At 60.2% G+C, this 11,929-nt stretch carries 14 protein-coding genes and 1 tRNA gene; all 15 read right to left on the reverse strand.

All coding sequences use genetic code 11. The features are described 5' to 3' along the window. Positions 1 to 3: 3 nt before the first annotated feature. The 15 genes from nuoK to AAIL67_RS13505 all read right to left on the reverse strand — a co-directional run bounded on the left by nuoK (position 4) and on the right by AAIL67_RS13505 (position 11,856). Positions 4 to 312 carry an NADH-quinone oxidoreductase subunit NuoK gene (gene nuoK, locus AAIL67_RS13435; protein WP_003057821.1) on the reverse strand — a complete coding sequence of 103 codons (309 nt, stop codon included), beginning with the start codon at positions 310 to 312 and terminating at the stop codon, positions 4 to 6. Further along, positions 309 to 989 (reverse strand): NADH-quinone oxidoreductase subunit J, encoded by a 681-nt coding sequence (locus AAIL67_RS13440; RefSeq protein ID WP_034365061.1) that lies wholly within the window; start codon positions 987 to 989, stop codon positions 309 to 311. The genes nuoK and AAIL67_RS13440 overlap by 4 nt, the downstream gene beginning before the upstream one ends. Before the next feature lie 34 nt (positions 990 to 1,023). Further along, positions 1,024 to 1,533: an NADH-quinone oxidoreductase subunit NuoI gene (gene nuoI / locus AAIL67_RS13445; RefSeq protein ID WP_003057824.1), complete on the reverse strand. Its 510-nt coding sequence runs from the start codon at positions 1,531 to 1,533 to the stop codon at positions 1,024 to 1,026. Positions 1,534 to 1,544: 11 nt separating this feature from the next. Continuing rightward, positions 1,545 to 2,621 carry an NADH-quinone oxidoreductase subunit NuoH gene (gene nuoH, locus AAIL67_RS13450; RefSeq protein ID WP_003057825.1) on the reverse strand — a complete coding sequence of 359 codons (1,077 nt, stop codon included), beginning with the start codon at positions 2,619 to 2,621 and terminating at the stop codon, positions 1,545 to 1,547. Next, positions 2,618 to 4,735 carry an NADH-quinone oxidoreductase subunit NuoG gene (nuoG, locus tag AAIL67_RS13455; protein WP_063661548.1) on the reverse strand — a complete coding sequence of 706 codons (2,118 nt, stop codon included), beginning with the start codon at positions 4,733 to 4,735 and terminating at the stop codon, positions 2,618 to 2,620. Before nuoG ends, nuoH begins: the two co-directional genes overlap by 4 nt. Positions 4,736 to 4,758: 23 nt before the next feature. Beyond that, complete coding sequence (gene nuoF, locus AAIL67_RS13460) at positions 4,759 to 6,123, reverse strand: NADH-quinone oxidoreductase subunit NuoF (RefSeq protein WP_003064388.1); 1,365 nt, start codon at positions 6,121 to 6,123, stop codon at positions 4,759 to 4,761. After that, positions 6,120 to 6,611 (reverse strand): NADH-quinone oxidoreductase subunit NuoE, encoded by a 492-nt coding sequence (gene nuoE / locus AAIL67_RS13465; protein ID WP_003057829.1) that lies wholly within the window; start codon positions 6,609 to 6,611, stop codon positions 6,120 to 6,122. Before nuoE ends, nuoF begins: the two co-directional genes overlap by 4 nt. Next, positions 6,608 to 7,861 (reverse strand): NADH-quinone oxidoreductase subunit D, encoded by a 1,254-nt coding sequence (locus AAIL67_RS13470; protein WP_003076498.1) that lies wholly within the window; start codon positions 7,859 to 7,861, stop codon positions 6,608 to 6,610. Before AAIL67_RS13470 ends, nuoE begins: the two co-directional genes overlap by 4 nt. A 29-nt stretch (positions 7,862 to 7,890) precedes the next feature. After that, a complete protein-coding gene (locus AAIL67_RS13475; protein WP_012837316.1) occupies positions 7,891 to 8,502 on the reverse strand; it encodes an NADH-quinone oxidoreductase subunit C in 612 nt (203 codons plus the stop codon). 9 nt (positions 8,503 to 8,511) lie between these two features. Beyond that, positions 8,512 to 8,991 carry an NADH-quinone oxidoreductase subunit B gene (locus AAIL67_RS13480; RefSeq protein ID WP_003057832.1) on the reverse strand — a complete coding sequence of 160 codons (480 nt, stop codon included), beginning with the start codon at positions 8,989 to 8,991 and terminating at the stop codon, positions 8,512 to 8,514. 22 nt (positions 8,992 to 9,013) lie between these two features. Next, positions 9,014 to 9,373 carry an NADH-quinone oxidoreductase subunit A gene (locus AAIL67_RS13485; protein ID WP_003064381.1) on the reverse strand — a complete coding sequence of 120 codons (360 nt, stop codon included), beginning with the start codon at positions 9,371 to 9,373 and terminating at the stop codon, positions 9,014 to 9,016. Between the two features lie 74 nt (positions 9,374 to 9,447). Beyond that, positions 9,448 to 9,532, reverse strand: a tRNA-Leu gene (locus AAIL67_RS13490). Positions 9,533 to 9,652: 120 nt separating this feature from the next. Beyond that, positions 9,653 to 10,048: a preprotein translocase subunit SecG gene (secG, locus tag AAIL67_RS13495; protein WP_034378756.1), complete on the reverse strand. Its 396-nt coding sequence runs from the start codon at positions 10,046 to 10,048 to the stop codon at positions 9,653 to 9,655. A gap of 57 nt (positions 10,049 to 10,105) precedes the next feature. Next, on the reverse strand, positions 10,106 to 10,852 hold the full coding sequence (gene tpiA, locus AAIL67_RS13500) for a triose-phosphate isomerase (protein WP_034378755.1): 747 nt from the start codon (positions 10,850 to 10,852) through the stop codon (positions 10,106 to 10,108). Then, positions 10,849 to 11,856, reverse strand: a complete 1,008-nt coding sequence (locus AAIL67_RS13505) for an NAD(P)H-quinone oxidoreductase (RefSeq protein WP_343484222.1) — start codon at positions 11,854 to 11,856, stop codon at positions 10,849 to 10,851. The genes tpiA and AAIL67_RS13505 overlap by 4 nt, the downstream gene beginning before the upstream one ends. Positions 11,857 to 11,929: the final 73 nt, after the last annotated feature.

Here is an 11,929-nt window from a genome sequence, read left to right on the forward strand (position 1 = left end):
GACTCAACCCTTGAGGGCGTTGAGATCTTCCGCATCGATGCTTGTCTTGTTACGGAACAGCAGCACCAAGATCGCCAGACCGATGGCCGATTCAGCAGCAGCCACTGTCAGGATGAAAAACACGAACACCTGGCCGTGCATGTCGCCCAGATAGCTGGAAAACGCGACAAAGTTCATGTTCACGGCCAGCAGCATCAGCTCGATGGCCATGAGCAAGACGATCAGGTTCTTGCGGTTCAGAAAGATGCCAACCACGGAGAGTGCAAACAGCATGGCACCCAGCGTCAGGAAGTGGCCCAAAGTCAGCGTCATGCTTTTGTCTCCACAGCAGGCGCTGCAGCCACGGCTTCAGCGTCAGGTTTTTGTGCAGGCTTGGTGCTGTCGACCTTGACCAGCTTGATGCGGTCAGAGGCGCGTACACGAATTTGATCTGCAGGGTTCATGGCCTTGCTGTCCTTGCGCTTGCGCAGCGTCAGGGCAATTGCGGCAATCATGGCCACCAGCAGGATCACGGCCGCAATTTCCACGGGATACAGGTATTCCGTGTACAGCAGCTTGCCCAGAGCCTGTGTGTTCGAGTAAGGAACGGTCTGGCCGGCGGCATTGACCATGGTCGCACCAACAGCCTTGGCGTCTTCGACATCACCGAAGCCGCCCATCAGCACCATGCCCATTTCAAAGGCGATCAGCACACCGATCAGGGCGGCGAACGGGAAATGCTTCCAGAAACCGCGGCGCATGGAGTCGATACGGATATCGAGCATCATCACCACGAACAGGAACAGCACCATCACAGCGCCCAGATAGACCAGCACCAGAGCGATGCCGAGGAATTCAGCCTTGAGCAGCAGCCAGATGGCGGCAGCCTGCGAGAAGGCCAGAATCAGATTGAGCACGGCGTGCACAGGGTTGCGAGCCGTGACAACCCGGAAGGCTGCAAACAGCAGCACGACCGAGAACAGATAGAAAAAACCAGTTTTGGCGTCCATGGATCGAATCTTTTCAAGTGATCAAGGAGCCGCTTCAGCGGTACTTGGCATCTGCTGCCTTGTTGGCAGCGATCTCGGCTTCATAACGGTCACCCACTGCCAGGAGCATGTCCTTGGTGAAGTAGAGATCACCGCGCTTTTCGCCGTGGTATTCGAAGATGTGCGTCTCCACGATGGAGTCCACCGGGCAGCTTTCTTCGCAGAAGCCGCAGAAGATGCACTTGGTCAGATCGATGTCATAGCGCGTGGTACGGCGCGAGCCGTCGTCACGCACATCGGACTCGATGGTGATGGCCATGGCAGGGCACACGGCTTCGCAAAGCTTGCAGGCAATGCAGCGCTCTTCGCCGTTTTCGTAACGGCGCAGGGCGTGCAGACCACGGAAGCGTGGCGACTGAGGTGTTTTTTCCTCAGGGAACTGCACCGTGATCTTGCGACGGAAGGTGTAGCGGCCAGTCAGGGCCATGCCCTTGGCCAGTTCCCAGAGCATGAAGCTCTTGAGGAAATCCTTGAAGGAGAAAGGTGTTGCAGCTACTGCAGACATACGTACTCCGCTTATTTCCAGATGTTCCAGGGCGAGTACAGCCAAGCACCCACAACCACCAGCCACACCAGGGTGACGGGAATGAAGATCTTCCAACCCAGACGCATGATCTGGTCATAACGGAAGCGCGGGAAGGTAGCGCGAATCCAGATGAAGCACGACACCACCAGGAAGGTCTTGATCGCCAGCCAGATCCAACCGGGGATGAAACCCAGGAAGTCGAACGGAGGCAACCAGCCGCCCAGGAACATGATCACGGCCAGGATGGAAACCAGCCACATGCTCGCGTATTCGGCCAGGAAGAAGACCGCAAAGCCCATGCCCGAGTACTCGACCATGTGACCTGCCACGATTTCGGCTTCGCCTTCGACCACGTCAAACGGGTGACGGTTGGTTTCGGCAACGACCGAGATCAGGTAGACGATGAAGATGGGCAGCAGAGGCAACCAGTTCCAGGACAGGATGCTCATGCCCATGGATGCGAACTGACCTTGACCCTGGCTCATCACGATGGCCGAGAGGTTCATGCTGCCCGTGACCATGATGACCACCAGGAAACAGAAGCCCAGCGCGATTTCGTAGCTCACCATCTGGGCCGAGGCACGCAGCGCGCCCAGGAAGGCGTACTTGGAGTTGGAAGCCCAGCCCGCAATGATCACGCCATAGACTTCGATGGAAGTGATGGCCATGAGCAGCAGCAGACCTGCATTCACGTTGGCCAGGGCCACATCGGGGGCAAAGGGAATCACCACCCAGGCCGCCAGGGCCGGCATGATGGCCATGACGGGGCCCACATAGAACAGGCCCTTGGCAGCTGCCGTGGGCTGAATCAGTTCCTTGGTCAGCAGCTTCAGGCCGTCAGCCAGAGGCTGCAGCAGACCCGAGGGACCCACGCGGTTGGGGCCCAGACGGATTTGCATGAAACCCAGCAGCTTGCGTTCCCACAGCGTGAGGTAGGCCACGGCACCCATCAGGGGAGCCACGATGGCCACGATGCCGAGCAGAATCCAGATGACGGGCCAGGCCACATCGGTCCAGAAAGGAGCGGCGGACAGGCCCGCGCCCCAGGCTTTCAATGCGTCGATCATGCGGCGCCTCCCTCACGAACCTGACGAGCGTCAGCCGTCAATTGCAGCGACGTAGCGCGGCGCACGATGCTGTCGAGCTGGTAAATGCTGGCGACTGCAGGCGCAGTCACTGTGCCGGCGGGCACTGCGCTCACGGCCTGGGCCGCGTTGCTCAGCACATTGGCTGGCACTTGGGCAGCGCCGCCGGTGGCCTCAGCCAGCACGTCCTGCGACGTCTCATAGTCAACGCCCGGCACACCCATCAGGTTGGCCAGCACGCGCAGCACCTTCCATGCGGGACGTGTGTCGGCCAGAGGCTTGACCACGGCATGGAAGCTCTGCAGACGGCCTTCGGCGTTGACGAAGCTGCCCGAGGTTTCCGTGAACGGAGCAATGGGCAACAGCACATCGCTGAATTCAAGGTTGGCCTTGAAGGGGCTCAGTGTCACCACCATCTCGGCCTTGTTCAGACCTGCGATGGCGGCCTTGCCGGCAGCGCTGTCGAACTCGGGCTCGTTGTTCAGCAGGATGGCAGCCTTCAGGCCACCATCAATCATCTGAGCCGCATTCAGACCGTTGCCAGCAGGCATGGCCTTGACCCATTGCGCGCCCACGGTGTTGGCGGCTTCGGTCAGATAGCCCACGGCGGCGCCGGTCTGCTCGGCAACCCAGTTGGCCAGAGCCAGCAGTGCGGAAGCCTGAGCATGGTGCGCTGCGGCATTGCCCAGCAGCACGGCCTTCTGCTCGCCGGCCAGCAGGGCGGCGGCAATCGCCTTGGCTTCGTCATGGGCCTGACCGGCCACGGGAGCCGAGACACCCTTGGCTTCGGCCACGGCAGCGGCCACATCGGCCAGGGCCTGAGCCCAGTCGCCGGCTGCGACCACCGATGCGTTGACGGGCAAGGCCCAGTCATAGACGCGATCGTTGATGGCGAAGACCTTGCAGCCCTTCTTGGCAGCCTGGCGGATGCGCTGTGCGAACAGCGGATGGTCCTTGCGCAGGTTGGAGCCCACGATCAGAGCCGACTGCAGAGTGCTCAGTGCGGCGATGGGCAGACCCAGCCACTGCACGCCTTGCGTGGCAGCAAACTCGGCATTGCGCAGACGGTAGTCGATGTTCTCGCTACCGATGCCGCGCACCAGCTTGCCAGCCAGGAACAGCTCTTCCACCGTGCTGTGCGGGCTGACCAGAGCGCCGATGGCGCTGACGCCATGGTTGTTCTTGATCTGCTGCAGGCCGTTGGCCACATATTCCAGAGCAGTCTGCCAGTCGACTTCCTTCCACTCACCGCCCTGCTTGAGCATGGGCTTGGTGAGGCGTTCGTCGCTGTTCAGCGCTTCGTAGGAGAAGCGGTCACGGTCGGCAATCCAGCATTCGTTGACTTCTTCGTTCTCGAAGGGCACAACGCGCATGACCTTGTGGTTCTTGACCTGAACGATCAGGTTGGAACCCGTGGAGTCGTGCGGAGCCACCGACTTGCGGCGCGACAGCTCCCAGGTACGGGCGCTGTAGCGGAAGGGCTTGCTGGTCAACGCGCCCACGGGGCAGATGTCGATCATATTGCCCGACAGCTCGGAGTCCACGCTATCGCCCACAACGGTGGTGATCTCGGAATGCTCGCCGCGGTGAATCATGCCCAGTTCCATGACGCCGGCCACTTCCTGGCCAAAGCGCACGCAACGTGTGCAGTGAATGCAGCGGCTCATTTCCTCCATGGAAATCAGCGGCCCCACGTTCTTGTGGAACACCACGCGCTTTTCTTCTTCGTAGCGCGAAGAGCTGCTGCCATAACCCACTGCCAGATCCTGGAGCTGGCATTCGCCGCCCTGGTCGCAGATGGGGCAGTCCAGCGGGTGATTGATGAGCAGGAACTCCATCACCGACTGTTGTGCCTTGATGGCCTTCTCGCTCTTGGTGCGCACGATCATGCCCTGCGTCACTGGCGTGGCGCAGGCGGGCATGGGCTTGGGAGCCTTTTCCACATCCACAAGGCACATGCGGCAGTTGGCCGCAATGGATAGCTTCTTGTGGTAGCAGAAGTGAGGAATGTAGGTGCCGGCCTTCTCGGCTGCATGCATGACCATGCTGCCTTCCGTCACCTCGACCTTTTTTCCGTCCAGTTCAATTTCAACCATATGCTTGTCTCGCGATCAGGCGCTCATGCTGCCTGTTTGGAAGCGTTCTGGATCTTCGCTTCGAACTCGTGGCGGAAGTGCTTGATCATGGCGCGAACCGGCATGGCTGCCGCGTCGCCGAGCGCACAGATCGTGCGGCCCATGATGTTCACGGATACCGAGTCCAACAGCTCGATATCTTCCGGACGGCCTTCGCCGTGCTGAATACGGTTCACCACGCGCCACAGCCAGCCCGTGCCTTCACGGCAGGGCGTGCACTGGCCGCAGGACTCGTGCGAATAGAAGTACGACAGACGCAGCAGGCACTCGACCATGTCGCGCGAATCATCCATCACGATCACGGCGCCCGAACCCAGCATGGAGCCGGCCTTGGAGATGGAGTCATAGTCCATCGTGCAGTCCATGATGATGTCGGCAGGCAGCACGGGCGACGAAGAGCCGCCGGGGATCACGGCCTTGAGCTTGCGTCCGGTGCGCACACCGCCGGCCAGCTCCAGCAGCTTGCTGAAAGGCGTGCCCATGGGAACTTCGTAGTTGCCGGGCAGGTTCACGTCGCCGCTGACCGAGAAGATCTTGGTGCCGCCGTTGTTGGGCTTGCCACATTCCAGATAGGCCTGGCCACCGTTGCGGATGATCCAGGGAACGGCCGCAAAGGTCTCGGTGTTGTTGATGGTCGTGGGCTTGCCGTAGAGACCGAAGCTGGCGGGGAATGGCGGCTTGAAGCGGGGCTGACCCTTCTTGCCTTCCAGCGATTCCAGCAGCGCGGTTTCTTCGCCGCAGATGTAGGCGCCAAAGCCATGGTGGGCATGCAGCTGGAAGCTGAAGCTGCTGCCCAGGATGTTGTCACCCAAGTAGCCGGCCGCACGGGCTTCTTCCAGGGCCGCCTCGAAGCGCTCATAGACTTCGAAGATTTCGCCGTGGATGTAGTTGTAGCCGATGCTGATACCCATCGCGAAAGCGGCAATGATCATGCCTTCGATCACGATGTGCGGGTTGAACATCAGGATGTCGCGGTCCTTGCAGGTACCGGGTTCGCCCTCATCCGAGTTGCAGACCAGGTGCTTCTGACCGGGGAACTGGCGGGGCATGAAGCTCCACTTCAGACCCGTGGGGAAGCCCGCACCGCCACGGCCGCGCAGACCGGATTCCTTGAGCGTCGCGATGACCTGATCTTGTGTCAGGCCTTCGCCGCCATCCTTGCCCAGCAGCTTGCGCAAGGCCTGATAGCCGCCGCGTGCTTCATAGTCCTTGATGGACCAGTTGCTGCCGTTCAGATCCGCATAGATCTGGGGGTTGATGTGACGGTCGTGGAAGCAGGTTTCATTGCCGGTCGATGCGAACTTGGCCAGCACGGCATTGGCGGCAGGATTGTTCAGAATCGTGCTCATGCCTTGCCCTCCGCTGCGCGCAGGCCGTCGACCAGCTCGTCGAGCTTTTCATTGCTCATGAAGCTGCACATGCAACGGTCGTTGACCAGCATCACGGGCGAGTCGGCGCAGGCGCCCAGGCACTCGGACTGCTGCAGCGTGAACAGGCCATCCTTGGTGGTCTCGCCCATCTTGATGCCCAGCTTGTGCTCCAGGTGGTGCAAGGCCTTGTAGCCGTCACGCAGCTGGCATGGCAGATTGGTGCAGACATTGAGCTTGTACTTGCCAACGGGTTGCTGGTTGTACATATTGTAGAAAGTGGTGACTTCGTGCACCGCAATCTCGGCCATGCCCAGGACTTCGGCAATCACTGCCTCGCTTTCCTGGCTGACCCAGCCCTGCTCCTGCTGCACGATAGACAGGCAAGCCATGACGGCAGACTGTTTCTGGTCAGCCGGATACTTTGCCACCTCACGCGCAAAGCGTTCTCTGGTCGCTTCGGTAATCATCGGTCAACGTCTCCAAACACGATGTCCAGGGTACTGAGCACCATCACGGCGTCAGCCAGCATATGGCCACGGCTCAGTTCATCGAGAGCAGCCATGTGCGCAAATCCTGGTGGACGAATCTTCAGTCGATAGGGCTTGTTGGCACCATCGCTGATCAAATAAATGCCGAACTCACCCTTGGGGTGCTCGACGGAAGCGTAAGCCTCGCCTTCGGGAACCTTGAAGCCTTCGGTAAAGAGCTTGAAGTGGTGAATCAGCTCTTCCATGTTGGACTTCATGGCTTCACGGCTTGCGGGCGCAACCTTGTGATTGTCCGTGATCACCGGGCCGGGATTCACACGCAGCCAGTCCACGCATTGCTTGATGATCTTGTTGGACTCGCGCATTTCGGCCATGCGAACCAGATAGCGGTCGTAGCAGTCGCCCGTGGCACCCACCGGAATATCGAAGTCCAGCTTGTCGTAGACCTCGTAGGGCTGGGTCTTGCGCATATCCCAGGGCAGGCCCGAGGCACGCAGCATGGGACCGGTCAGACCCAGATTGATGGCGCGCTCAGCAGACACCACACCGATGCCGACGTTACGCTGCTTCCAGATGCGGTTGTCGGTGAGCAGGGTTTCGTACTCGTCCGCACACTTGGGGAAGCGCTGCGTGAAAGCATCGATGAAGTCCAGCAGCGAGCCCTTGCGGTCTTCGTTCATAGCCTCCATGGAGCGCACATTGCGCACCTTGCTGGCCTTGTACTGGGGCATGCTGTCCGGCAGGTCGCGATACACGCCACCGGGACGGAAGTAAGCCGCGTGCATACGCGCACCCGACACTGCTTCGTACATGTCCATCAGCGCTTCGCGCTCGCGGAAGCTGTAGATCAGGATGGTCGAGCTGCCGGCATCGTTGCCCGAGGAGCCCAGCCACATCAGGTGATTCATGATGCGGGTGATTTCCGAGAACATCACACGGATGTACTGGGCACGGATGGGCACTTCGATGCCCATCAGTTTTTCAATGGCCAGGCAGTAAGCGTGCTCGTTGCTCATCATCGAGCAGTAATCCAGACGGTCCATATAGGGCAGCGACTGGATATAGGTCTTGCTTTCGGCCAGCTTTTCGGTCGCGCGGTGCAGTAAACCGATGTGCGGGTCGGCGCGCTGCACCACCTCGCCATCGAGCTCCAACACCAGACGCAGCACACCGTGCGCTGCCGGGTGCTGCGGACCAAAGTTCAGGGAATAGTTCTTGATTTCAGCCATGGTCTTCCGTCAAAAGGCGACGTGCGCCTTTAGTGCAGGCCTCCGCCGTAGTTTTCTTCACGAATGATGCGCGGCGTGATTTCGCGAGGCTCGATCGTGACGGGCTGGTACACCACACGTTGCTGTTCGGCGTCGTAGCGCATTTCCACGTGACCGGACAGGGGGAAATCCTTGCGGAATGGATGGCCGATGAAGCCATAGTCAGTCAGGATACGACGCAGGTCTTCGTGACCTTCGAACACGATGCCGAACAGATCGAAGGCTTCGCGCTCGAACCAGTTGGCCGAGTTCCAGATGGGGTTGATCGAGGCCACCACGGGGAAGTCGTCGTCGGCGCAGTACACACGCACACGCAGGCGCTGGTTCAGCGTCAGGGACATCAGGTGGGATACAACGGCAAAACGCGGACCGTCCTTGCCGACTTCCGCATAAGTGGAATAGTCCACGCCGCACAGATCCAGCAGCATCTCGAACTGGCAGTCCGGGGCATTGCGCAGAATCTGCATCACGTCCAGATACTTGTCAGCGGATACTTCCACCGTCACTTCGCCATAGGCCAGAGTGACGGAGCGCACCCTGTCACCCAAGGCAGCAGTAACCACATCCCGAAGCTTCTCGGGGTGAATTGCAATTGCAGTCATCTCAGCCCTTTAAACGCGAGCGATGGTGTGGGTACGACGAATCTTCTGCTGCAGCTGGATGATGCCGTAGATCAGCGCTTCCGCTGTCGGGGGGCAACCAGGCACATAGACGTCGACGGGAACAATGCGGTCGCAACCACGCACCACCGAGTAGCTGTAGTGGTAGTAACCGCCACCATTGGCGCAGGAGCCCATGGAAATTACCCAGCGCGGCTCGGACATCTGGTCGTACACCTTGCGCATCGCGGGAGCCATCTTGTTGCACAGCGTACCGGCAACAATCATCAGGTCAGAGTGGCGGGGGCTGGCACGGAACACTTCGGAGCCGAAGCGACCGATGTCATAGCGAGCAGCTGCTGCGTGCATCATCTCCACCGCACAGCAGGCCAGGCCAAATGTCATGGGCCAGATCGACCCTGTCTTGGCCCAGTTCACCACCGTGTCATAACTGGTGGTGACGAAGCCTTCCTTCATCACGCCTTCGATCATCGTGTTTCCTCAGAAAAGCTGCTTATTCCCAATCCAGGGCGCCTTTTTTCCACTCGTAGGCAAAGCCCACGACCAGAATGGCCAGGAAAATCAGGACAGCAACAAAACCCACGCCGCCGACATCTTTGAGTGCGACAGCCCAGGGCAGCAGAAATGCGATTTCCAAGTCGAACAGAATGAACAGGATGGCGACCAGGTAGTAGCGCACATCAAACTTCATTCGAGCGTCTTCAAACGCCTCGAAACCGCATTCGTAGGGGGAGTTCTTGGCAGCATCAGGGCGGTTGGGACCCAGCACGTAGCCGAGCACCAGGGGTACAACACCCACAGCCATGCCAATAAGAATGAACAGAAGAACGGGAAGGTACTGATCGATGTTCATCGAGTGGGCCTTGTTATGAAAACATGCCTCACCGATCACTGCCTGATCAGCAGGGCAGGTTTTTAGTTATGTGTTGGTGCCGTCGGCGAGACTCGAACTCGCACAGCTTTCGCCACTACCCCCTCAAGATAGCGTGTCTACCAATTCCACCACGACGGCTTCGTCTCAAAGTCCGGCAATCCCTGGAACCTTCGTTGCAAAGATTCTGATCCCCAGACAATCCCTAGATTCTAGCCTGAAAAACCCCACTCTTTGGGGTTCTTCAGGATTTTCTCCAAATTATTTCGTTGGGATCTGGGCTGCGCCCTCAGCACCAGCCGCCGGAGCAGCAGGAGGCACGGCTGCATCGCCGGCAGTTGCGGGCGGCACATTGGCAGCAGGCGCAGGAGCCGAAACAGGAGCAGCGCCTTCCAGCACACTACCCGAGCTCACTGGGCGAGCGTTGCCCAGATAAGCCAGAGCCAATGTAGCCACGAAGAACACGGTGGCCAGAGCCGCCGTGGAGCGCGACAGGAAGTTGGCGCTGCCCGAGGCGCCAAACAGGCTGCCCGACGAACCGCTACCAAAGGAAGCCCCCATATCGGCACCCTTGCCGTGCTGCATGAGAATGAGGCCGATCATGCCCAGAGCGGCCAGCATCTGGACCGCGAGAATGACGCTGGAAAAGACGTTCATATCAAAACCTAAAAGTCTGAATCATTGCGCACCACACCGGAGTGCGGCGCAGACGAATTATTGCGCTGCCGCAATAATGGTGAGGAAATCCGGGGCCTTGAGAGCCGCACCACCGATCAGGCCACCGTCAATATCGGCCTGAGCCAGCAACTGCGCCGCATTGCCTGCATTCATGCTGCCGCCGTAAAGCAGGGGCACGCGATCAGCCTTGTCGCTGGCCGCCGCCAGCTGCGCCCGCAGCACGGCATGCACCTGTTGGGCCTGCTCGGGAGTGGCAGTCTTGCCGGTGCCTATGGCCCAGACAGGCTCATAGGCCACAACCAGCTCGCTCACGCAGTGGCCGACCTGATGAATCACGGCTGCCAGTTGACGCTTGACCACGGCCTCGGTCTGACCCGCTTCACGCTCCGCCAGGGTCTCGCCCACGCAGACGATGGGCGTGATGCCCTTGGCCAGCGCAGCCTGGGCCTTGGCGGCAACCACGGCATCAGTCTCGCCATGATATTGACGACGCTCGGAGTGACCGACCAGCGCATAGCGCACGCCGAACTCCTTGAGCATGGCAGCCGAAGCCTCGCCCGTGAATGCACCCTGCTCGTGCTGGGACACATCCTGTGCGCCCACCCCAATGGAAGTACCCGCAAGTTCCGCCTGGACTTGAGCCAGATAGGGCGCAGGAGCAGCCACGGCCACGCCCGCCTTGTTGTCAGCAGGCAAGCCCTGCTTGATGGCCTGCAGCAAAGCAGCATTGGCAGCCAGGCTGCCGTTCATCTTCCAGTTGCCAACAATGAGTTTTTGCTTCATGTTTCCCAAGTCAAAACGATTTTTCCGGTGTGCTGGCTGGATTCCATCAGCGCATGAGCCTGCGCCGCATCAGCAGCATCGAATTCACGATAGATGGCTGGGCGCACCTTGCCGGACTCCAGCAGGGGCCAGACATTGCGCTTGAGCGCCTCGGCGATCGCCGCCTTGAAGGCCACGGAGCGCGGGCGCAACGTGGAGCCGGTCACAGTCAGTCGCTTGCGCAGCACCAGGCCGGCATCGAACTCGGCCTTGACGCCGCCCTGCACCGCGATGATGACCAGGCGACCATCGGGAGCCAGGCATTGGACTTCGCGCGCCACATAGCTGCCGGCGACCATGTCGAGAATGACGTTGACGCCCTCGCCTGCCGTGATGCGCTGCACTTCTGCCGCAAAGTCCTGTGTCTTGTAGTTGATGGCGTGGTCGGCACCGAGCTTGAGGCAGTCATCGCACTTGGCATCACTGCCCGCCGTGACAATGACCGTCGCGCCCCAGGCCTTGGCCAGCTGAATCGCCGTCACACCAATGCCGCTGCTGCCGCCCTGCACCAGCAAGGTTTCACCGGGCTGCAGAGCCCCCCGGTCAAACACATTGCTCCAGACCGTGAAAAAGGTCTCGGGCAAGGCAGCCGCCTGCACGTCGCTGAAGCCCGCCGGCACCGGCAGGCACTGGTCCACGGGCGCAGCACAGAAACTCGCATAACCGCCACCGGCCACCAGCGCGCAGACGCGGTCGCCGAGTGTGAAGCCCGCCTTGGCCATGGCCGCCTCGTCGCCCGCCACGATCACACCCGCCACCTCCAGCCCCGGAAGATCGGAGGCCCCGGCAGGCGGCGCGTAATGACCTTTGCGCTGCAGCACATCGGGGCGATTGATGCCGCTCGCGGCCACGCGAATCAGCACCTCCCCCTCAGCTGCCACCGGCATGGGACGTACACCCATGCGCAGCACGTCTGGCGCACCATAGCTGGTGATTTCCACCGCTCGCATTGTGTTGGCTTCCATAGTCAGGCTTTGCTCTATCAAAGAAATCAGGCTCAAACGCTTATGCAGAAAGCGCCAGCAGCTACAAATCAGG

This window comes from Comamonas sp. A7-5, assembly GCF_039581385.1.
Classification (GTDB): Bacteria; Pseudomonadota; Gammaproteobacteria; order Burkholderiales; family Burkholderiaceae_C; genus Comamonas; species Comamonas thiooxydans.

Bases quoted from the DNA above. Each gene is read 5' to 3' on its own strand.
- AAIL67_RS13470 (WP_003076498.1), bottom strand. From the start codon at position 7,861: ATGGCTGAAATCAAGAACTATTCCCTGAACTTTGGTCCGCAGCACCCG.
- nuoG (WP_063661548.1), bottom strand. From the start codon at position 4,735: ATGGTTGAAATTGAACTGGACGGAAAAAAGGTCGAGGTGACGGAAGGC.
- nuoF (WP_003064388.1), bottom strand. From the start codon at position 6,123: ATGAGCACGATTCTGAACAATCCTGCCGCCAATGCCGTGCTGGCCAAG.
- nuoE (WP_003057829.1), bottom strand. From the start codon at position 6,611: ATGATTACCGAAGCGACCAGAGAACGCTTTGCGCGTGAGGTGGCAAAG.
- AAIL67_RS13475 (WP_012837316.1), bottom strand. From the start codon at position 8,502: ATGACTGCAATTGCAATTCACCCCGAGAAGCTTCGGGATGTGGTTACT.
- AAIL67_RS13480 (WP_003057832.1), bottom strand. From the start codon at position 8,991: ATGATCGAAGGCGTGATGAAGGAAGGCTTCGTCACCACCAGTTATGAC.
- AAIL67_RS13440 (WP_034365061.1), bottom strand. From the start codon at position 989: ATGGACGCCAAAACTGGTTTTTTCTATCTGTTCTCGGTCGTGCTGCTG.
- secG (WP_034378756.1), bottom strand. From the start codon at position 10,048: ATGAACGTCTTTTCCAGCGTCATTCTCGCGGTCCAGATGCTGGCCGCT.
- nuoI (WP_003057824.1), bottom strand. From the start codon at position 1,533: ATGTCTGCAGTAGCTGCAACACCTTTCTCCTTCAAGGATTTCCTCAAG.
- tpiA (WP_034378755.1), bottom strand. From the start codon at position 10,852: ATGAAGCAAAAACTCATTGTTGGCAACTGGAAGATGAACGGCAGCCTG.
- nuoH (WP_003057825.1), bottom strand. From the start codon at position 2,621: ATGATCGACGCATTGAAAGCCTGGGGCGCGGGCCTGTCCGCCGCTCCT.
- AAIL67_RS13505 (WP_343484222.1), bottom strand. From the start codon at position 11,856: ATGGAAGCCAACACAATGCGAGCGGTGGAAATCACCAGCTATGGTGCG.
- AAIL67_RS13485 (WP_003064381.1), bottom strand. From the start codon at position 9,373: ATGAACATCGATCAGTACCTTCCCGTTCTTCTGTTCATTCTTATTGGC.
- nuoK (WP_003057821.1), bottom strand. From the start codon at position 312: ATGACGCTGACTTTGGGCCACTTCCTGACGCTGGGTGCCATGCTGTTT.